Below are 21,028 nucleotides of genomic sequence, written 5' to 3'. Positions count from 1 at the left end.
ATGAGAAAGTTCAAAGAGAATCTATTGAAGTCATTAGTATATATATCAGCACTATTTACAATAGTATCATTAGTAGTTATAGTGGGATTTATATTTATAAAGGGAATTGGAAATATGAATTTTAATTTCTTATTTAGCAATTATTCAGCATCAGGTGATGGTGGTATACTTCCAATGATAATTACAACATTATACACAGTAGTAGTTTCTATAGTTGTAGCAACTCCTATAGGAATATTAGCTGCTATATATTTACAAGAATATGCTAAAAAAGGAAAAGCAGTTACAGCTATAAGATTTGCAACTGAAAGTTTATCAGGGATACCATCTATAGTATATGGGTTATTTGGAGGAATTTTCTTTGTAGTTACATTAAAAATGGGATATTCCATAGTTGCAGGTTCACTTACAGTTGCAATAATAATATTACCAGTAATAATTCGTACAACAGAAGAGGCTTTAAAAACAGTTCCTCAAGGGTATAGAGAATCATCATTAGCATTAGGAGCTACAAAATTTCAAACATTATATAATGTAGTACTTCCAAGTGCAATACCAGGAATCTTATCTGGAGTAATATTATCAATTGGTCGTATAATTGGAGAATCAGCTGCAATATTGCTTACAGCAGGTACTGTAGCTAAGATGCCAGGTGGAATATTTGATAGTGCAAGAACATTAACTGTACACTCATACTTACTGACTAAAGAGAGTGGAGATATAGCAACAGCAGCCAGTATAGGAATTGTTTTAATAGTAATTGTATTAGCACTAAACATGCTAGCAAGATTTGTTGCTAAGAAATTAAATAAAGCTAATTATTAAATTTAAGAGGTGTGAATAATGGAATTAATCGATAAGATAAAAATGAGTGTAAAGGATTTGGATTTATTTTATGCTGATAAGCAAGCATTAAAGAAAATAAATATGGATATAAAAGAGAATAAGGTTACTGCTTTAATAGGTCCATCTGGATGCGGAAAATCAACTTTTATAAGAACGTTAAATAGAATGAATGACCTAATCGAAGATGTAACAATTAAAGGAAACATTTCTGTTGATGGAGAGGACATATATACTTCAGATGATGTTATAAATCTTCGTACTAAAGTAGGAATGGTATTTCAAAAGCCAAATCCATTCCCGATGAGTATATATGATAATGTGGCATATGGTCCTCGTACACATGGGCTAAGAGATAAGAAGCAATTAGATAAAATTGTAGAAGAAAGCTTAAAAGGTGCAGCTATTTGGGATGAGGTTAAAGACAGGCTTAAATCATCTGCATTAGGACTTTCTGGTGGGCAACAACAGCGTATATGTATAGCAAGAGCAATTGCTATGAGACCAGAAGTTATTCTTATGGATGAACCTACATCTGCTTTAGACCCAATTTCAACATTAAAAGTAGAGGAACTTATAGAGGATTTAAAAAAAGACTACACAATAGTCATAGTTACACACAATATGCAACAGGCTGCTCGTATATCAGATGAAACAGCTTTTTTCTTAAATGGAGAGGTTATAGAATTTAGTGATACTAAAACTATGTTCACTACTCCTGTAGATAAAAGAACAGAAGACTATATAACAGGTAGATTTGGTTAAAATATATAACTATAAAGGAGTTAGACAATGGTCAATAATAGTTTAGATATAAGTATTGATACTTTAAAGGAACAAACAGTACTTATGATGGAAAAATGTGAAGAAGCAATAGAGAAGTCTGTAACTTGTATGATAGAGAAGGATTTAGAGGGTGCAAGAAAAGTAGTAGAAGATGATGAAGAAATAAATAAATTAAGAGAAGAAATAAGAGATAAGAGTATAGAGCTAATAGTATTAAAGCAACCAATGGCAAGGGACTTAAGATTTATCTATTCATTGGGTAATATATCAATAGAGTTAGAGAGAATAGGAGATTATGCAGCAAATATAGCTAGAGAAATGCTGAAAATAGGAGGAGAAGCTTATATAAAAGAGTTGATAGATATTCCTAAAATGGCAAAAGAATGTAAGTCTATGATGTCTCAAACTAGAGAAGCTTTAATCTCATTTGATGCAAGTATAGCCTATGATGTTGGAACTAAAGATGATATTGTAGATGGTTTGTATGAACAAGTACAAATTGATTGTTTAAAAATAATGCATGAAAATTCAAATACTATAGACCAAGGGGTAAAACTTCTACTTATAGGAAGATACCTTGAGCGAATCGGAGACCATATAACAAATGTATGTGAAAAGATAATTTTTGCAATTGAAGGTAAAATGGTTGAGATAGGATAAAAAACTGCTTTAAAGCAGTTTTTTTATTGTCTAAATTAAGAAGTAATTGATAAAAAAGTAGGATTGATGGGTAAATTTAAAAAATTGTGATATACTAGGAACATATTAAATATGAGGATGCGTATTTTATATAAGGTGCTTTTTAGGAGGTGGAACTTTGAAACTTCAAAAGATGGGTATGAGGACTATAAAAACAGGGATTAGTGTTACTTTATGTATGCTTCTTGGTGACTATTTAGTTGAGAATATGTTTTATTCTCTAGTAGCATGTATAATTTCTGTTCAAGATACAGTAAAAGGTTCTTTAAAGACGGGAATCAATAGAGTGGAAGGTACTATTTTAGGTGGTATAATAGGATTCATATTTGCCATCATTAAAGCTGGAGACCCATTTTTATGTGGTCTAGGAGTAATGTGCTCAATATATTTATGCAATCTGTTTAAAATAAAGTCAGTGGTTGTTGCTTGTGTAACCTTTCTGGCTATACATCTAGGTGTAGGCAATAGTGACCCTGTGTATTATTCATTACATAGGGTATTAGATACATCTGTAGGTGTTTTGTTTGGAGTACTTGTTAATTATTATGTTGCTAGACCAAATTATCTAAATAGTGTTATAGATGAGTTTAAAAAGATAGAAGAACTTTCAATGTTACTTATTGAAGATAAAATACTTAGAAAAGAAAATTTAAATGTAGAGAAATTTGAAGAAGAAGTAGAAAAATTGGAAGAAATATATTCAAAACTTATTGATGAGTTGGATTATAGTTTGAGTGAGACTAATATAGAAAAAATTGAAAATGCCTTAAGGATATGTAGAGAAATACATTTTCATATGCAGTCTATAGAGTTACTTGAAAATAAACTTTATTTGAAGGAGCATACATATAAATACCTTAAGAAAACATATAATGTGGATAAGCTAGATTGGAATATAGATGAAGAAAAAAGTCCTGTATTCAACTATCATTTAATGAAAATAATGATTGAAATAGAGTTGTTGAGAAAGTTAAATAAATCATATTAAGAATAGTCAATAAATAAAATAAATAAAAAATAGTATCTTTGTAAATATTAAACATATATAAGTTTAATTTATGGAGGTACTATTTTTTATGGATACTAGAAATGATAATTCTAAAATATTAGAAATATATAAGATGAAGCTTTTTGGTGAACTTGTAAAGGCAGTGTGGAATGATGATATAGAGGATATTGAAAACTTACCTAATAAAATTTTAAATGAAGATTTAAATGATAATTTACCTAATCATTTTAGTGAAAAATTTGATAAAGATACTATGATAAATCTAATTAGGGTAACTATGGGATTGGATGTTACAGGAGATACAGATAAAAATCTAAAAGATGCACTACATGAAGCTGTAAATTTGGATGAAGTCAAAAGACCAATAATATCTATAATATCAGATGCTTGCAAATATTGTGATGAAAATAATAAGGAAGATGAGTCATGTAAGGTAAGAAGTAAGCATATTAATTGTAATGAAGAAGATGTATGTAGTGCTTGTGGTAGTTGTGTATCAAGATGTAAGTTAGGTGCAATATCAGATAAAATAGAATTTATACCAATGATAAAGTTATTAAAAGATATAAAGAGTCCTGTATATGCAATAGTTGCACCAGCTTTTATAGGGCAGTTTGGAAAAGATGTAAGCCCTGGTAAATTAAGAACTGCATTAAAAAAGATAGGATTTGAAGATATGATAGAAGTTGCTTTGGCAGCAGATATGCTTACTGCAAAAGAAGCATATGATTATTATGAACATATGAAAAAGGACGAAGAAGGGTGCTTTATAACTAGTTGTTGTTGCCCTATTTGGGTAAGCTTAATACAAAATAGTTTTCCTCAAATATTAGATAATGTATCACCATCTGTTTCCCCTATGATTGCTTGTGGGAGAGCTGTAAAAATTTTAAATCCAGATGCTAAAGTTGTATTCATAGGTCCTTGTATGGCAAAAAAGAAAGAGGCAATGTTAGAAGATATAAAGGATGCAGTTGATTTTGTGCTTACATTTAAAGAGCTACAAGAAATATTTGATGCATTAGAGTTAAATCCAGCAATAATGGATGAGAGTAATAGAGTAGAGGCATCCCTTTCAGGTAGAGTTTATGCTAGAACAGGAGGTGTAAGTAAAGCAGTTAAGTTATCAGTTAGAAGAATTGACAGAAACATAAAATTTGAAGAAAAAGCATTTGAAGGAACAAAAGAGTGTATGGACGGTCTAAAGAAAGTTCTAAATAAGGAGATAGAAGCTACCTTCATAGAAGGAATGGGGTGTGTAGGGGGCTGTGTAGGAGGTCCAAAGCGTATTTTAAGTGTAGAAGAAGGTACTAAGAATGTTGATGAATATAGTGAAAGTACAAATATGGAAACTCCATTTGATAATTTAAATGTATTACAATTTTTAACTTCTTTAGGAATTAAGAGAGTAGAATCTCTAGGAGAAAAAGAAGAAGAAAAAGTTAAAAAAATATTTAGTAGAGATATAAAAAGTAATAAGAAAGAGAATAAGTATAAAAAATAACTTTTTAAGTTTTAAACTTATTCTTTTATAAAAGGGAGATATGGGGGATGAAAATTAAAGATAATAAGGCAGTTTTTCATGTAATTATAAGGATATTCCTTATAGCTGTTTTAATTTTAACTGGAACATTACTAGAAGAAAAAATTAATAATGTTCCAGTTAAAAATATCAGTACAGAAGGTGAAAATACACTAGAATTACTTTCTCAAAACAATACTTTAGGGGAAATCATATATAAAGCATCTCAAGAGGAAACAAAAGGTCCAGGAGCTACTTCTGAAAAAGTAGCGTACATAACAATAGATGATGGTCCATCAAAATATACAAATGCGTTACTTGATATTTTAAAAGAAAATGATGTTAAAGCGACATTTTTCATGCTTAATCAAAATATGAAAAACTATGAGGAAGAAGTAAAGAGAGTCTTGGAAGAGAAACATTCAATAGGTTTTCATAGTGTAAGCCATGATATACATAAGCTATATAAAAGCCCAGAGGTAACAGTTGGGGAATTCAATATATGTAATAAAACGTTACAAGATATAACTGGTCAGAGTTCAAAATTAATAAGATTGCCATATGGAAGTAAGCCATATATGCCAGAAGGTTCATATAATAAGCTCATGGCAAATGATTATTTAATTTGGGATTGGAATTTAGATACACAAGATTGGAAATCTTCTACAAGTCAAATAGTTAGTAATATATTATATTATGGAAGAAAAAGAGATGAATTAGTAGTATTAATTCATGAGAAAGAGCAAAGTTTAAATGCTTTAAACAACATTATAAGAATCTTAAAAGAGAGAGGATATACAATATTACCAATTACAGAGAATATAACACCTAAAAATTTCTGGAGAGAAAACTTATAATAAATTTAAATATTGTATAAAATAAAGTAAATTATTTATAAAATAAAATATAATTTATAAAATAGAATATGAAAGTATCGTGTAAAGAGAATATAATATAAAATTAATAAGAAGGTATTAAAATTTAAATAAAGTGATTGCAGAATTATTGACAATATGAGATAAAGTAATTTTAAAAAATAGTATAAAAAATAACAACAATACAAAATATAAAAATATAATTAAGAAAATTCAGAAAAAATAAAATAAAAATAATTGACAAAGAGAATAATATTTGTATATAATAATATGTAATATTAAAGACTGAGAAGAAGAGGAGTAAGTAAATACTACTAAAAGAGAGGAAAATTCACTGGCTGTAAGATTTTCTAAGTATAAGGTTTACTGAACGTAGCTTTGGAGTTTCTAAACTGAACTATTAGTAAGTTTAGACGGTTAGAACCGTTAAATTCTTTGAGAGTCAGAGTTTATAAGATAACATTAACTAATGATTTTATTATATGTTAATGTATTTTTAAGCTTTGGAATTAAGGTGGTAACGCGAGCTTTTCGTCCTTTTTAAAGAGGATGAAGAGCTCTTTTTATTTCTAAAGATATTTGAAAAATTTATTTATAAAAATACAGGAGGAAAGACAATGGAAAATACGAACTTATCAAAAACTTATAATCCAAAAGATTTTGAAGCTAGGCTATATAAAAAATGGATGGATGAAGGGTATTTTAAATCTAAACCAAATCCAGACAAAAAACCATTTACAATAATGATGCCACCCCCAAATATAACTGGGCAATTGCATATGGGGCATGCTCTTGACCATACACTTCAAGATATACTAATCAGATGGAAACGTATGGATGGATATGAAGCTTTTTGGCTTCCAGGAACTGACCATGCTTCTATAGCAACTGAGGTTAAAGTTGTTGAAAGAATAAAAAAACAAGAAGGTAAGACAAAGTATGAAATAGGTCGAGAAGAATTTTTAAAGAGAGCATGGGAGTGGAAAGATGAATTTGGAGGAAAAATATCTAACCAGCTTAAACAATTAGGAGATTCTTGTGATTGGGATAAAGAGAGATTCACTATGGATGAAGGGTGCAATGAGGCAGTTATAGAATTCTTTGTAAGTTTATATGAAAAAGGTCACATATATAGAGGTAACAGAATAATAAACTGGTGCCCGGATTGTAAAACTACTCTATCAGATGCAGAAGTTGAACATGAAGAACATGACGGAAACTTTTATCATATAAAATACCCATTGAAAGATAGTGAAGACTTTTTAGAGATAGCTACAACTAGACCTGAGACAATGATAGGGGATACTGGTATAGCAGTAAATCCAGAAGATGATAGATATAAACACTTAATAGGAAAAACAGCAATACTTCCATTAGTAGGAAGAGAACTTCCAATAGTTGCAGATAGCTATGTTGATTTAGAGTTTGGAACTGGTGCAGTTAAGATGACTCCGGCACATGACCCTAATGATTTTGAAGTAGGATTAAGACATAACCTTGAACAGTTAAATACTATGAATGAAGATGGAACTATGAATGAAGTTTGTGGAAAATACGAAGGTATGGATAGATTTGAGTGTAGAAAAGCTATCGTAGCAGACCTAAAAGAGCAAGGTTATCTAATTAAGAGAAAAGAGCATAATCATAACGTAGGAACGTGTTATAGATGCCATACAGTGGTTGAGCCTAGATTATCAGAGCAATGGTTTGTTAAGATGAAAGAACTTGCAAAACCAGCTATAGATATTCTTAAAAAGGGAGAACTAGAATTTGTTCCAGAAAAATTTGACAAAACTTATTTACAATGGTTAGAAAATATAAGAGATTGGTGTATATCAAGACAATTGTGGTGGGGTCATCAAATACCAGCTTACTATTGTCAAGAGTGTGGAGAAATAGTAGTTGCCAGAAAAATGCCAGAAAAATGTCCTAAATGTGGAAGTACTCATTTTAAACAGGATGAAGATGCACTAGATACTTGGTTTAGTTCTGCATTATGGCCTTTCTCTACTCTAGGATGGCCAAATAAGACTGAAGCTTTAGACTACTATTATCCAACAAGTGTACTTGTTACAGGATATGATATAATATTCTTCTGGGTAGTTAGAATGGCATTTGCAGGTATGTTCTGTATGAATGAAAAGCCATTTGAACATGTTTTAGTTCATGGATTGGTAAGAGATTCTCAAGGTAGAAAAATGAGTAAATCTTTAGGAAATGGTATTGACCCATTAGAGATAATCGAGCAATATGGAGCTGATGCATTAAGATTTACATTAACAACTGGAAATTCCCCAGGAAATGATATGAGATTCTATATGGAAAGAGTAGAATTTGCTAGAAACTTTGCCAATAAATTGTGGAATGCATCAAGATTTGTATTTATGAATATTGATGAAGACATAATTAAAGATATAACTAGAGAAAGTGTTAAAAATAGCTTAACTCTAGCTGATAAATGGATAATATCAAGAGCAAACAATATTGTAAAAGAAGCAACTAATAATATGGATAAATTTGATTTAGGAATAGCACTTCAAAAGATTTATGATTTCACTTGGTCAGAATACTGTGATTGGTATATTGAAATGGTTAAACCTAGATTATATGGAGAAGATACAAATGCTAAGTCTGCAGCATTATATACATTAACTTATGTTCTTGAAAAGATATTAAAATTATTACATCCATATATGCCATTTATAACAGAGGAAATATACACTTATCTTCCTACTGTTGAAGGATGTATAATAGTATCTGAATGGCCAAAATATAATGAAGAAGATAACATGGCTAAAGAAGAAGAGATGATGAACTTATTGATGGAAGGTATAAGAAGTATAAGAAATGTAAGAGCAGAAATGAATGTACCACCTTCTAAGAAAGCTAAAGTAATAATAATACCAAGTGAAGAAAAGATAGAAGCTATTGAGTTTGGTAAGGATTATTTTATAACTTTAGCATCTGCTTCAAATGTAGAGATAGTAAAAGATAAATCTAGTGTTCCAGAAGATTCAGTTGGAGTAGTTATTGATGGTGTAGAAATATTTATACCTCTTAATGAATTAGTTGATTTTGAAAAAGAAATTGAGAGATTATCGAAAGAAAAGAAAAAGTTAGAGGGAGAAATAAAGAGAGTTAATGGAAAACTTGCAAATCAAGGTTTCTTAGCAAAAGCTCCTGAAAGTTTAATTGAACAAGAAAAAGCGAAAAAAGAAAAATTTGAAGAAATGATTAAATCTGTTGAGGAAAGACTAACAAATTTAGAATCTAAAATAAAATAAATATAAGAATAGAAACATACAAAAAGTATATATTCTGTACTTTTTGTATGTTTTTCTTTATATATAGATAAGTATGATGTTATAATTCTTTACAGATGTGTTATATTTTTATCTTATTTGATGAATATATAAATTTTATATTTTAAAATTTATAAGTAATAAAAATTTGATATATTATGATATTTAATATAGGATAATAAATACATATTACATTTATTTTACTATGTTTTTTTATATAATATGTCTAGAAAAGTATATGAATTTATCGTGATTTAAGTTTAAATATTAAAGGTAATTGATATAAGTAGTTTAATCGACAATTTAAATTTATAAAGAAATTTAAATATAAAAGTTATCAAGTACAGTTTGGAAATTGAAATAAAGTAAACTAAATGATATTTTAGATTTGGAGGTGATATTATGTTCAGGGTAGTTATATGTGATGACGAAAAAATACAAAGAAGCATACTAAAAGAATTTACAGAAAAACTTTTGTCTGAAAGATGTCTAAATTATCAAATACTGGAATTCTCTTGTGGAGAAGATTTAATATCCAAATACCCAGAAAAAATTGACATTATCTTTTTAGATATACAAATGAAAGATGTCAATGGAATTGAGGTGGCTAAAAAAATAAGAAAGTTTGATGAAAAAGTAGAAATTATATTTACAACAGCTTTTTCAGAGTATGCCCCCCAAGGTTATGAAGTACGTGCTTATAGGTATTTAGTGAAACCTATAGAGTATAGCAACTTTGCAATGGGTGTAAATCTTTGTATTGATAACCTTCAAAGAAAGAAGGAGCGTTATATAGTTTTAAACAGTAAAAAAGGATTTAACAGAATATTGATAGATTCTATTTTGTACGTTGAAACTGTAAAGAGAGATTTAGTTGTACATACATTAGGTAGAGATTATAAAGCAAATATGAGCATGAAACAGGCAGAAAAATTACTGTGTGAAAATGGCTTTTTTAGATGTCACACAAGTTTTATTGTCAATTTAAGAAGGATAGAAGATATTGGGGATAATATGATTACTATTAATGAAAAATTTATACCTATAAGTAAGTATAGACTTAAAGATTTAAAAACAGCACTAACAAGCTTGTTATGTGATATAATGTATTAATTTTAAAAAGGTAAATAAAAATATCGTAAAAAATATTTAATGTCATCACAGGGCTATTGCTTAAAAACTGTCTTAGTATATAAAGAATTATCTATATTAAGACAGTTTTTATTATGTAAAATAGTAGCTTATAGATTTTTGATATTGTTTCATATGTAGAGTACATTATTATAATAGCTTAATTATTAGTATATTATAATTGATTTTTATATACAGTATTATACATTGTTTTAGTTTATTTACTGTATATTAATTGCATATTAAATTTTAAAATATGACTCCAAAAAAACATATAGATATTGCACCTACAGATATTGATACAGCAATAGACTTAAATTTATAAGCTACTAATAATACTATTATTCCTGATATAATTTTGGGATTAGTGATTGACAGATATAGACTATCTCCATTAAAAAAAATATCCTTTGCTATTAGTGAACTAAGTATAGCGATAGGTATAAACTTCATGATGTCTTTAATAGAATCAGGCATATCATTTTTTGAAAGTATTATCATTGGTAAAATTCTTGGGATATAAGTAACAACTGTCATACCTAGAATGACTAGAATTATATAATTAGTATTCATAGATTTCCTCCTTTTTGTGGTTTAATTTTTGTATATAAAAGCCAAATAAAGCAGAGAAAATAGATGCTATTATGATAACTAAGCTGCTTTTAAATAAAGTATATAAAATTATTGATAATAGTATAGATAGTATTGAAACTAGTATATATACTTTATTTTTAATTTGATTAACTGCTAATGTAATAAACATTGCTGTAAGTAGAAAGCCAGCAACAGAGTCACTTATACTAACAATTTCTCCAAGAAATGCTCCTAAGAAACAACTGCCAGCCCATACTATTACACAAAGATTATTTAAGTATAATGCGTGTCTGTCTGTCCAATTTCCATAAGTATATTTTTCTAAGTTTATAGCAAATGTTTCATCTGTAACACCATGACAAAAATACATTAAAAACTTCATGTTTTTATTTTTTATATTCATATGTAAATTAGAGCTCATTAAGAAGTTGCGAAGATTCAATATAAATGTGGTTAGTACTATTGAAGTAATACTTCCATTTGAAGCAAGCATTGAAGCTGCTACAAATTGTGAACTACCTGCAAATACCATGAGTGACATCATTAATATATAAAATGCAGATAAACCAGCCTTTTGAAGCATAATACCACAAATAAGTCCTAATGGAATATATCCTAGAAATATTGGGATTGATGCCAGAAAACTTTCTTTTAAGATTTCTTTTCTTGATATGTCTTTTTTCAAATATAATCACCTCTTTAAAATAAAGAATATTTATAAAATTCTATAAATATTTGTTTCATTTTATTATATCTATTTTAATTAGTTATATCAATATTAAAGGAAATACAGTATAGATATTAAAATGAGTACTTATAATTTGTAGAACTTATAGCAATGAATTAATAAACAGTTTAATTCTATTAAAAGATTTTCTTTTATGCAATTTATTTATTGAAATATGATATAATGTATAAGGATGTAGGTATTAGTTTTTAGAATAATAGTTATATTAGTTTTTATGTATATTTGATGTAAGTTTTATATATTGGCTGAAATTGATGTTGATTTGTTATTTTTAGTGTTTTTTACCTTTTGATTCATACTTTGTAGAATAGCATATTTTGTAAATTTGATTATAGAACAAGTTCACTCAAATTAGTGTTCTTATAGCACATAAATAATTGTTCCCCTAAATAAAATCGAAATATATAATATTAAAATTTGAACATCATAAAATACAATTAATGGTTAATCATAGATAAATATTAATAAAAAACATACAAGGGGATTGTCTAATAAAAAAGATAATCTCCTTTTTACAAATAATTCTAAATTGTGATATAAATCTAAAAATTTTATCGTAATATTTAACAATTTAATGATAATAATTTATATAATAAATATAAATTAAATATATAGTGTACTTATTTTATGTTTTTAGCAAGAAATATAGCATTTAAAAGATAAATTGTGCAACTTAAATCAAAGTTTAAGATAAACTATTAACATAGATACATTAAAAACTTTTAGTAATGGAGAATATATGTGATATGAATAATAAAGTTAAGGTTGCAGTATTAGATACAGGAATAGATAAAAAACATGATTACTTAAAAAATAGCTTAGTTGGAGGGATTGCTTTTGAATGTATACATGATTATATCTTTATATCAGATAAATTTGATGATGAAGATGGTCATGGAACTGCTTGTGCATCAATAATAAAGAAGGAGTATGAAGATGTAGAGTTATTTGTAATAAAAGTTTTAAGGACAGATGGTATTACAAATATAAAAGTTCTTGAAGAAGCATTAAGATACCTTTTAGACACTAACATAAGATTAATTAATTTGAGTTTATCAGTAATAGGAGTAGAAAGTGTTAAGGGGTTATTTGAAGTTTGCTATGAATTGTTTAGAAAAGGAAAAATAATAGTATGTTCACTAGATAATAACTTTAACTTAAGTTATCCAGCTATGTTTAACAATGTCATAGGAGTAAGGGGATTTACTTTAGATGTAGATAATTCATTTTGGTACAATAAAAAATATGATGTTCAATGTGTTATGGATAGCAATTCATATATAAGTTGTGATATAAATAATTCCTATAAGTTGCCACCAAAATGTAATAGTTATTTATCAGCAAAGTTTACTGGTAAAATAGCTAAGATATTATCAGAAAAACCAGATATAACAATATCTGATTTAAATGATAAGCTTGAATCATTAGCAACTAAAAATCATTGGGACAGTTATGATTTTGACGAGTATAGTAGAATTCAAAACTTTAAATTTGATTTGTATGACAAAGAAAATACTCTTCTTATGAAAGTAGCTGATGTTGTCAAGGATTGTTTAAATATTGAAGATGATAATGAGAAATTATTTAAGTGTAGCCTTTTTAATAAGGAGATAGGACTAATTTATGATAATTGTTTTAATTTATTGAAAAAACTAGAACATAGATTTGACATAAAGTTTAATTATATGAACATATCGAAATATGACTTAGTTTCGATATATACACTAACTAGATTAGTGGAAAGGTATAAAAATAAAGATTTGTAGCTAAATTTAATGTAGAAGGTATTAGATTATATGTATTCTTTGTCAGTAGATTAAAAGCAAAAAATACACTATAATTAGATAACATAAAAGAAAATGCCAATACAGGGGGAATTAGATAATGAAATACGAGGAAGCATTAGAGTACATATCACAAACCAATAAATTTGGTATAAGATTAGGTCTAGAGAATATCGGAAAATTATTAGAATTATTAGGAAATCCACAAGAAACTTTAAATATAATACATATAGCTGGAACTAATGGAAAAGGTTCTGTGTGTTCTTTTGTTTCTAATATACTGAGAGAGTGTGGATATAAAGTTGGTTTATATACATCTCCATATTTAGAAATTTTTACGGAACGTATAAGAGTAAATGGAGAAAATATACCACAAGATGATGTTGCTAGAATAATTGAATTAATAAAGGAAAAAATAGAGATTATGGTGGAAGAAGGCTATGCATATCCAACAGAATTTGAAGTGGTTACTGCTATGGCATTTTATTACTATTCGGAACAAAAGGTAGACTTTGTAGCTTTGGAAGTTGGATTAGGTGGAAGATATGATGCTACGAATATAATAACAAAATCACTTGTAAGTGTGATAGCATCTATAAGTTTGGACCATACAGGTATACTTGGAGATACAATAGAAAAAATAGCATATGAAAAGGCTGGCATAATAAAGGAAAATGGAGTAGTACTAGTATATGACCAAACTGATGAAGCAAAAGATGTTATAAAGTCAGTTTGTAATGAAAAAAAAGCTGAATATATAGAAGTTAATTTTGATGATGTAAATATAAAAAAATCAGATATAAATTCTCAAATATATGATTGTACTGTAATGAAAGAAATTTATAAAGACCTTGAAATAAAACTGATAGGAGAACATCAAATAAATAATTCTATATTGGCAATGAGTGTAATAAAATATATAAAAGATATAAAATTAGCAAATATAAGTGAAGAGTCTATAAGAAAAGGGCTTATAACTACTAAATGGCCAGGAAGAATAGAAAAGATAAAAGAAAATCCAATTTTTATAATAGATGGTGCACATAATGAAGATGGAGCAAAATCCTTAGCAAAAGCACTTGATAAAAATTTTAAAGATAGAAAATTAACCTTATTAATAGGTATGTTGGAAGACAAAGATATTGATAGTGTTTTAGATATATTATTGCCACACTTCAATAAGGTAATAACAACAACACCAAGTAATCCAAGAGCTATAAATTCAGATGTATTAAAAGGAAAAGTATTAAAATATGTGGATGATGTAACATCAAAACATGAGATAGAAGATGCAGTAAATTATACCTTAGAAACATCAAATAAGGATGATGTTATAATAAGTGCAGGTTCATTATATATGATTGGTACAGTAAGAACTTTAGTAAAGAAATTATAATTTTATAAAATGAATACATGAATATAAATAAAAGTATAAAAAAGAGTTGTCTAAAAAATGGACAACTCTTTTTATATAAAGTAAGTTTTTAATAATTTTATTGATGTTTATATAGTAGTAATTATATAGATTGACGGATGGCTTTAGATAATTGGTCTGGACAAGAAGTACCTTTTCCACCACAGTCAATACCATTTAGCTTATCAGCAACTTCAAGAGCATTTTGACCAATTATTAAGCTTCTAAGTCCTGATAAATTACCATTACATCCTCCTATAAACTCAGCATCAACAATCATATTATTTTCATCAACTTCAAAAATCATTTCTCTACAACAGACACCACTTGGGTTAAATGTTACTTTCATTAAAAAGACCTCCATTAAATATTATTTCTTTATTTTTAACATTAATAATAATACCAAATATATGCGTAATAATGCAACTATAAAGCATAATACAAGCTAATGAAATAATATATTATTGTAGTATATGTATTGTAGAGAGGAGGGGTTATATGAAAATCTATATTTCTAACTATCTATCAAAGAGTATTAGCATAGTTGATTATTCTACACTTGAGCTAGAAAAAGAAATAGTATTAGAAGATAATATATATCCACATCATTTTTGCATAGAAAAAGAAAAAAATTTAATATACATACCTAGTTCAAGTAATGGGATACTCTATGTCTTAGATTTAAGTAATGACAAAATAATAGATACTGTTTCTATAGGAGGAAGTCTTAGTCAAATTGTACTTAGCGATAATGAATTATTTGTAGCAAATGAAGATTCTAATAGTATATATATACTAGATAAAAATACATTAAATCCAATAGGAATTATTAGTGTTGATAACATGCCACATGGATTTGATTTTGACAGAGAGAGTAAAAAGTTATATGTACCATGTATAAATTCGATAGTATGTATAGATGCAATTAACAAAAATATACAAAAGAAAATAAACATGGACTTTAGAGCGTGGCATATAGAACTTGATAAACGAAAGAAAGAAATGTATATATCAACACTTGATGGAAAGCTTATAATAGTTGATGAAGTGAGCATGGATATAAAAAAGGTATTATATGAATTCTTATTACCAGTAGAAATAAGGTTTAATTATAGTGGGAAAAAAGTTTATGTTGCTGATTTAGGATATAATAATGTGAGAATATTAGATTATACAACAAGTAGATATATTGGGAATATTGAGATAAATGGAATTCCTCAGGGATTAGAAATATCCAAAGATGAAAAGTTACTATTTGTATCAGATACACAGGAAAACTCAGTGAAGGTTTACGAAACTGCAAATAATAAATTAATAAAAGTAATCAGGGTAGGAAAAGAGCCTACAACTATAGTTTGTTTGTAGGCTTTAATGTATGTCTCTTATAAGTAGGTCGATAACTTCGGCATACATATAAGATGCATTGTTTTTCCAGTTATTGCAGATAAGTTTTGCCTGTTTCTCTGATGAAACATTTAGATTTAAATCTATTAAGTTAGACTGATTTTCTATGACTCTAAGGTTGACGATAAATTCATTATCACTTTGTTTTACGAAGCTAGACTTTACTTGAGTATCTGCTAGTAAATTTTCTTTGTTAGAATCTATATACTTGTCTATTTTTTCAGTAACACTAGTAGGTATTCGATTAAAGAAGTATTCTAGACTTTCTACACCTCTTTGAGTAAGAGCATAATATTCTCTGTCAGAGTCTTTATATGTAGTCAAAAACTTAGATTCCATAAGCTGAGATAAAAGCTGTTGTAATGAAAAATAATTCATCATTTCAGTCTCTAATACTACTTGAGTTATTTGAGAATTAGTTAAATCCATTTTAATTTTTTCTAATATATATAAAATTAAAAGTTTGTGATATGCTAATTCTTCAGACGAGTTTTCAAACATAAATATCATCCTCCGTCAAACTATTTCTATATATAATATATTAAACTAATTTATACAAAATTAAAAGAACAATTTGTATAGTATTATTAATCTTTAACAATTTATACAAAAATAATTTTATAAATAAACATGGAGAAACAGGGCTACTAATTAGCAGCCCTGTTGATACCCAGGTGTCAAAATTTACTATTTATTTTCCAGCCATTTGTCTTTCAGCCATTTCAACTAATTTCTTAGTCATGTATCCACCAACATATCCATTTTCTCTAGCTGTTAAGTTACCTTTGTCTATGTTTTCATAGTTAGATAAACCTATTTCATTAGCTATTTCTAATTTCATTTGGTTTAAAGCAGCTTTCGCTTCTGGAACTACTGTTCTGTTTGAATTTGACATAGTAAATTTCCTCCTCAAATAATTAGTTTATGATGTCTAACAACACTTTTATTTATGTGATGTTAATACTAATTTCTCCAAAATAAAAATAATATATACAGAAAAATAAAGGTAAAAATGTAAAAAATATAAAAAAATTAAATAAACGAGTATTTTATAGAGTTTAATTGGGTCAATATAGGATTTATTTTTTTAGTTGTTGTCTTACAAATTAAATATTACAGTACTTTTTTGAGCTAAAAAAAAATAAATTTTAAATATAGAAGAAATTATTTAAAAGGGGGAATTGTATGAAAAGAGAAGTTAAAAGAACTAAAGCTTTGATATATAGTGTTTTATTTTTTTCCTTATTGTTAGTATTAATATTTGCTTTTGTCTATGGGATAAAATACATATGCTCTAAATCCGATAATTCAAAAATGCCTATATATAAAGTTGATACGCATGAGAAAAAAATAGCTTTAAGTTTTGATGTAGCATGGGGAACTGATAATATGGATGATATTTTAAAAATTTTGGATAAACATAATGTAAAAGCTACTTTTTTTCTAGTTGGTAGTTGGGTGGATGATAATGAAGAAATTGTAAAAGCTATAGATGAAAAAGGGCATGAAATTGGAAATCATTCAAATACCCATGCCAATTTGAAAGAAATATCAAAAGAAGACATAACAAAAGAAATAGAAACTACATCAGAAAAAATATATAATATAACAGGAAAAAAGACTAATTTATTTAGACCTCCTTTTGGGGATGTAAACAATAAAGCTATGGACATTTGCAGTAATTTAGGTTATAAAGTAATTAAGTGGGATGTAGATTCAATAGACTGGAAAGAACTTGGACCAAACCATGTAATTGAAAAAGTAATAAAAGAATCTCAACCTGGTTCAATAGTTTTATTTCATGCTAATATAAATAATGTAGATGACTATTTGGATACTATAATAAGTCGGCTTAAAAAAGATGGATACAGTTTAGTAAAAATATCCGATTTATTGTATAAAGATAATTACATAGTTGATTCCAAAGGTGTGCAAAAACTTAAGAATTAATTAAGTAATAAATGTATATTTTTAGTAAAGTTGTGGTAAATTATATAGTATATGTTAGAAAAGTGTCGATAAAAAGACGGTGTCTATTTTTTGACACTTTTTATACATGTATGCAATATCAATAATTATAGATTAAATTGATTGAAAAAGTGTCTAATAATTGACTTTTTTTTGATGGGTTTAAAAATTTAGAAGAAGTAATAAATGCTGTAAGACAGTATTTCCAAAGGGTATAAGTTTGTTTAAAAGTTGGCATAGAAATTGCTTTGTTAATAAGCGATATGTTCTATAGAAATAAACAATATGTTAAGACCTTATAATAGAAAAATAGCATTAACATTATTTGAACAGCTTATAAAAAAATTAATATACTTAAGGGGGCGTACTAGTTGAACAAACTATATTCTATTTTATTAAAACAACACGTTGGTGGTCCAGATAAACCAGTAGTAAGTGTTGGAGATGTAGTAAAAAAAGGAACTCTAATCGCAGAACCAACTGGATTAGGGGCAAATATTTATGCCAGTGTTAGTGGAAAAATAAGTGAAATAAATGACCAAGCTATAGTAATTGAAGCTGATGAAGTACAAGAAGATACTTTTGAACCATTAAAAGGAGAAGGTATACTTGACTTAATTAAAGAAGCTGGAATCGTAGGAATGGGTGGAGCAGGATTCCCTACTCATGTAAAATTAAACATAGATTTAAATGGTGGAACAATATTAGCAAATGCAGCTGAATGTGAACCTTTATTAGCTCATAATATAAAAGAAATAGAAGAAAGACCAGAAACAGTTTACCAAGGTATAAAATATGCTATGGAAGTTACTAATGCTGGAAAAGGTATGCTAGCAATAAAAAGCAAACATCCAAAAGCAATAGAAGCTTTCAAAAAAGTAATAAAGCCAGGAGACAACATAGAAGTTGCAGAACTAGTTGATATGTACCCAATGGGAGAAGAGAGAGCAATAGTAAGGGACGTTCTAGGAAAATTACTTGAGCCAACTCAATTACCTTCAGAGGCTAATGCAGTAGTAATAAACGTAGAAACATTAACTAGAATAGTAGAGGCTGTTGAGCAAAAAAGACCAGTTATCTCTAAAAATATAACTGTAGTTGGTCAATTAAACAGTGGAAAAGAATCGATAGTATTTGAAGATGTGCCAATCGGAACTACTGTTGGAGAGTTAATTGAAAGAGCTGGCGGAATAAAAGGTGAATATGGTGAAGTAATCTTAGGAGGACCTTTCACTGGTAAAGCTACTACTTTAGATGCTCCAATAACTAAAACTAGTGGTGGTATAATAGTTACTATGCCATTTGTTAATGAAAAGAGAAAAATGGGTCTTTTAGTCTGTGCATGTGGACCTAACGAAGAGAGAATGAGAGACATAGCAGCTAAAATGGGAGTTACTGATATAGTATCAGTTCAAAAATGTAAACAAGCTCAAGAAATTAAAGGTGCATTAAAATGTGAAAATCCAGGACACTGTCCAGGACAAGCTCAAAAATGTATAGAGTTTAAGAAAGCTGGAGCAGAAGTTATATTAATAGGAAACTGTACTGATTGTAGTAACACAGTAATGGGTTCTGCACCAAAATTAAAATTAGGTGTATATCATATTACTGACCATGTAATGAGAACAGTTAATCACCCATTAATAAGAAGAATAAAAGGTGACGTAAGATTAAAAATAAAATAATAGATTAATATAAGATAGACATCTTTAGAAGTAAAACTTAAAAGTTACTTCTAAAGATGTTTTTTAATGTTCTAATGTAATTTGAGAGTAAAGTATATGTTATAAAACAACTGGAAAAAATAGACAAAGCATGTTAGATATTGTATAATAATAGCAATAGCTATTATAATTAATATTAGACAAAAATAATAATACTCAAATATGTGATTTGTATTGATATGTATATTAGATTAGGTCAACTATCCAATAGAGTAAAAGATTTTTGTGATATTTGAAGATACTCTATAGTATCTTTTTTAGTGTAAAAACTAATTTTTGTCTTTTATTAGAGAAGTATCTTAGATACTAGTTTATATTTTAATTTGTTAAAAAAGTGCACTTAAAAAGTTAAAAAAGAAAAATTAGAAAACCTATTTATAGAAACTGTGAAGTATATCTTACATTTGGGCACTTAAAAGATATATGGAGTTAGTAGTGCAACCTGCTATAAATATAAATAGGAGTAACTTTTAATTGTCAAAAATATATAACAATACCTAAAAAAATAAATAATTAAAGATAAAAAAAAATATATTTTTGAAATGCTCCCTACATTCAGAACGAGTGTAGAGTGGCAGAATATCTGCCCAAAACTCCTTTAATTGCTGGAAGTTCCTAAAGCTAACTAAACCACAACATAATCATGAAATAAGGATAAGTGTGATAGAGTGTCTATTCAATAAACACTTGAGGTTACGAAAGTAGAAAAAATTAGTTAGATGGCATAAGGTTAAATCCTAAGTGCCTTGAAAATGGATAATCAGCAGGTAAGCTTCGAAAAGAAGAAACTTCAACGACTAGAGAAAAATCTCGTACCTACAAGTGTGGGGAAATGGGGAGTGCCTAATTGATTATTAGGTAATGATATAGTCTGTGCTTAATAGAAATATTAAGAAGTTCATAAGCGAACTGGTTAGGAGTAACGACCCTAATTGAACACACTAAAGATATATTGTAAGGAGAATAAATATAATAATTTTAATTATATTGAATATGTACAATATACATTTTTAGTATCAGGAGAATTTTGAAAACAAAAATTAAAAAATCAAGTATAATCAGTTTAGTAATTGCTTTTAGTATGGTATTTACTACATTTACACCAATAGTATCTTATGCTGATGAAGTGATTGGCAATGATACAATAATTAATGGAGAAAAACCATCGGATGGACAAACACCAGAGGGAGAAAAACCATCAGATGGACAAACACCAGAAGGAGAG

At 27.8% G+C, this 21,028-nt stretch carries 19 protein-coding genes, 1 riboswitch and 1 other annotated feature; of the genes, 14 read left to right on the top strand and 5 right to left on the bottom strand.

What is annotated here, in order from left to right; genetic code table 11:
* From pstA to rgaR, 8 genes are all read left to right on the top strand, one after another.
* Positions 1-825 (top strand): phosphate ABC transporter permease PstA, encoded by an 825-nt coding sequence (gene pstA, locus KGF39_RS14315; protein ID WP_227822817.1) that lies wholly within the window; start codon positions 1-3, stop codon positions 823-825.
* A gap of 18 nt (positions 826-843) precedes the next feature.
* A complete protein-coding gene (gene pstB, locus KGF39_RS14310) occupies positions 844-1,608 on the top strand; it encodes a phosphate ABC transporter ATP-binding protein PstB (protein WP_227822816.1) in 765 nt (254 codons plus the stop codon).
* 27 nt (positions 1,609-1,635) lie between these two features.
* Entirely contained in the window at positions 1,636-2,289 is a 654-nt protein-coding gene (gene phoU / locus KGF39_RS14305; protein WP_227822815.1) for a phosphate signaling complex protein PhoU, read from the top strand.
* A 157-nt stretch (positions 2,290-2,446) separates the two neighbouring features.
* Complete coding sequence (locus KGF39_RS14300) at positions 2,447-3,316, top strand: FUSC family protein (protein WP_054275166.1); 870 nt, start codon at positions 2,447-2,449, stop codon at positions 3,314-3,316.
* A gap of 88 nt (positions 3,317-3,404) precedes the next feature.
* Positions 3,405-4,841, top strand: a complete 1,437-nt coding sequence (locus tag KGF39_RS14295; RefSeq protein WP_227822814.1) for a [Fe-Fe] hydrogenase large subunit C-terminal domain-containing protein — start codon at positions 3,405-3,407, stop codon at positions 4,839-4,841.
* A 47-nt stretch (positions 4,842-4,888) separates the two neighbouring features.
* Complete coding sequence (locus KGF39_RS14290) at positions 4,889-5,716, top strand: polysaccharide deacetylase family protein (protein ID WP_227822813.1); 828 nt, start codon at positions 4,889-4,891, stop codon at positions 5,714-5,716.
* A gap of 296 nt (positions 5,717-6,012) precedes the next feature.
* Positions 6,013-6,276: a binding site (T-box leader), on the top strand.
* Positions 6,277-6,351: 75 nt separating this feature from the next.
* Positions 6,352-9,018, top strand: a complete 2,667-nt coding sequence (locus tag KGF39_RS14285) for a valine--tRNA ligase (protein WP_227822812.1) — start codon at positions 6,352-6,354, stop codon at positions 9,016-9,018.
* A 420-nt stretch (positions 9,019-9,438) separates the two neighbouring features.
* Positions 9,439-10,149, top strand: a complete 711-nt coding sequence (gene rgaR, locus KGF39_RS14280) for a two-component system response regulator RgaR (protein WP_227822811.1) — start codon at positions 9,439-9,441, stop codon at positions 10,147-10,149.
* A 267-nt stretch (positions 10,150-10,416) separates the two neighbouring features.
* On the opposite strand, the gene KGF39_RS14275 is transcribed toward rgaR, so the two are convergent.
* A complete protein-coding gene (locus KGF39_RS14275) occupies positions 10,417-10,740 on the bottom strand; it encodes an AzlD domain-containing protein (protein WP_227822810.1) in 324 nt (107 codons plus the stop codon).
* A complete protein-coding gene (locus KGF39_RS14270; RefSeq protein WP_227822809.1) occupies positions 10,730-11,446 on the bottom strand; it encodes an AzlC family ABC transporter permease in 717 nt (238 codons plus the stop codon). The genes KGF39_RS14275 and KGF39_RS14270 overlap by 11 nt, the downstream gene beginning before the upstream one ends.
* An 809-nt stretch (positions 11,447-12,255) precedes the next feature.
* On the opposite strand from KGF39_RS14270, the gene KGF39_RS14265 reads away from it, so the two are divergent.
* Complete coding sequence (locus KGF39_RS14265; protein ID WP_227822808.1) at positions 12,256-13,275, top strand: S8 family peptidase; 1,020 nt, start codon at positions 12,256-12,258, stop codon at positions 13,273-13,275.
* 118 nt (positions 13,276-13,393) lie between these two features.
* Positions 13,394-14,689 (top strand): bifunctional folylpolyglutamate synthase/dihydrofolate synthase, encoded by a 1,296-nt coding sequence (locus KGF39_RS14260; RefSeq protein WP_227822807.1) that lies wholly within the window; start codon positions 13,394-13,396, stop codon positions 14,687-14,689.
* A gap of 121 nt (positions 14,690-14,810) precedes the next feature.
* On the opposite strand, the gene KGF39_RS14255 is transcribed toward KGF39_RS14260, so the two are convergent.
* A complete protein-coding gene (locus tag KGF39_RS14255) occupies positions 14,811-15,056 on the bottom strand; it encodes a TIGR03905 family TSCPD domain-containing protein (RefSeq protein ID WP_054275158.1) in 246 nt (81 codons plus the stop codon).
* Positions 15,057-15,205: 149 nt separating this feature from the next.
* Here KGF39_RS14255 and KGF39_RS14250 point away from each other — a divergent pair, with 149 nt between their 5' ends.
* Entirely contained in the window at positions 15,206-16,072 is an 867-nt protein-coding gene (locus KGF39_RS14250; protein ID WP_054275157.1) for a dehydrogenase, read from the top strand.
* A gap of 3 nt (positions 16,073-16,075) precedes the next feature.
* Here the strand turns inward: KGF39_RS14250 and KGF39_RS14245 are convergent, their stop codons facing one another.
* Together KGF39_RS14245 and KGF39_RS14240 are read right to left on the bottom strand one after the other, a co-directional pair.
* Positions 16,076-16,612 carry a DUF4364 family protein gene (locus tag KGF39_RS14245; protein WP_009891708.1) on the bottom strand — a complete coding sequence of 179 codons (537 nt, stop codon included), beginning with the start codon at positions 16,610-16,612 and terminating at the stop codon, positions 16,076-16,078.
* Positions 16,613-16,802: 190 nt separating this feature from the next.
* Positions 16,803-17,006 carry an alpha/beta-type small acid-soluble spore protein gene (locus KGF39_RS14240; protein ID WP_003422115.1) on the bottom strand — a complete coding sequence of 68 codons (204 nt, stop codon included), beginning with the start codon at positions 17,004-17,006 and terminating at the stop codon, positions 16,803-16,805.
* Positions 17,007-17,296: 290 nt separating this feature from the next.
* Between KGF39_RS14240 and KGF39_RS14235 the strand changes: the two genes are divergently transcribed.
* The 3 genes from KGF39_RS14235 to KGF39_RS14225 form a co-directional block, all read left to right on the top strand.
* Positions 17,297-18,061, top strand: a complete 765-nt coding sequence (locus KGF39_RS14235; protein WP_227822806.1) for a polysaccharide deacetylase family protein — start codon at positions 17,297-17,299, stop codon at positions 18,059-18,061.
* A gap of 389 nt (positions 18,062-18,450) precedes the next feature.
* Positions 18,451-19,764 carry a proline reductase-associated electron transfer protein PrdC gene (prdC, locus tag KGF39_RS14230; protein ID WP_227822805.1) on the top strand — a complete coding sequence of 438 codons (1,314 nt, stop codon included), beginning with the start codon at positions 18,451-18,453 and terminating at the stop codon, positions 19,762-19,764.
* Positions 19,765-20,173: 409 nt separating this feature from the next.
* A riboswitch (cyclic di-GMP riboswitch) is annotated at positions 20,174-20,259 on the top strand.
* Between the two features lie 571 nt (positions 20,260-20,830).
* On the top strand, positions 20,831-21,028 hold a 198-nt coding region (locus KGF39_RS14225), incomplete at its 3' end, for a hypothetical protein (RefSeq protein ID WP_227822804.1).

Origin of the sequence: Clostridioides sp. ZZV14-6345, from assembly GCF_020657775.1 — a bacterium.
In the GTDB taxonomy this organism is placed as follows: Bacteria; Bacillota; Clostridia; order Peptostreptococcales; family Peptostreptococcaceae; genus Clostridioides; species Clostridioides difficile_D.
The sequence above is the reverse complement of the archived record's forward strand: the minus strand, read 5'-3'. Positions and strand labels throughout refer to the sequence as shown.

What these genes read in the sequence shown, in the direction of transcription:
- KGF39_RS14290 (WP_227822813.1), top strand. Translation starts at nt 4,889, where the DNA reads ATGAAAATTAAAGATAATAAGGCAGTTTTTCATGTAATTATAAGGATA.
- KGF39_RS14275 (WP_227822810.1), bottom strand. Translation starts at nt 10,740, where the DNA reads ATGAATACTAATTATATAATTCTAGTCATTCTAGGTATGACAGTTGTT.
- pstB (WP_227822816.1), top strand. Translation starts at nt 844, where the DNA reads ATGGAATTAATCGATAAGATAAAAATGAGTGTAAAGGATTTGGATTTA.
- KGF39_RS14250 (WP_054275157.1), top strand. Translation starts at nt 15,206, where the DNA reads ATGAAAATCTATATTTCTAACTATCTATCAAAGAGTATTAGCATAGTT.
- pstA (WP_227822817.1), top strand. Translation starts at nt 1, where the DNA reads ATGAGAAAGTTCAAAGAGAATCTATTGAAGTCATTAGTATATATATCA.
- KGF39_RS14245 (WP_009891708.1), bottom strand. Translation starts at nt 16,612, where the DNA reads ATGTTTGAAAACTCGTCTGAAGAATTAGCATATCACAAACTTTTAATT.
- KGF39_RS14255 (WP_054275158.1), bottom strand. Translation starts at nt 15,056, where the DNA reads ATGAAAGTAACATTTAACCCAAGTGGTGTCTGTTGTAGAGAAATGATT.
- KGF39_RS14260 (WP_227822807.1), top strand. Translation starts at nt 13,394, where the DNA reads ATGAAATACGAGGAAGCATTAGAGTACATATCACAAACCAATAAATTT.
- KGF39_RS14240 (WP_003422115.1), bottom strand. Translation starts at nt 17,006, where the DNA reads ATGTCAAATTCAAACAGAACAGTAGTTCCAGAAGCGAAAGCTGCTTTA.
- KGF39_RS14295 (WP_227822814.1), top strand. Translation starts at nt 3,405, where the DNA reads ATGGATACTAGAAATGATAATTCTAAAATATTAGAAATATATAAGATG.
- rgaR (WP_227822811.1), top strand. Translation starts at nt 9,439, where the DNA reads ATGTTCAGGGTAGTTATATGTGATGACGAAAAAATACAAAGAAGCATA.
- KGF39_RS14265 (WP_227822808.1), top strand. Translation starts at nt 12,256, where the DNA reads ATGAATAATAAAGTTAAGGTTGCAGTATTAGATACAGGAATAGATAAA.
- phoU (WP_227822815.1), top strand. Translation starts at nt 1,636, where the DNA reads ATGGTCAATAATAGTTTAGATATAAGTATTGATACTTTAAAGGAACAA.
- KGF39_RS14235 (WP_227822806.1), top strand. Translation starts at nt 17,297, where the DNA reads ATGAAAAGAGAAGTTAAAAGAACTAAAGCTTTGATATATAGTGTTTTA.
- KGF39_RS14285 (WP_227822812.1), top strand. Translation starts at nt 6,352, where the DNA reads ATGGAAAATACGAACTTATCAAAAACTTATAATCCAAAAGATTTTGAA.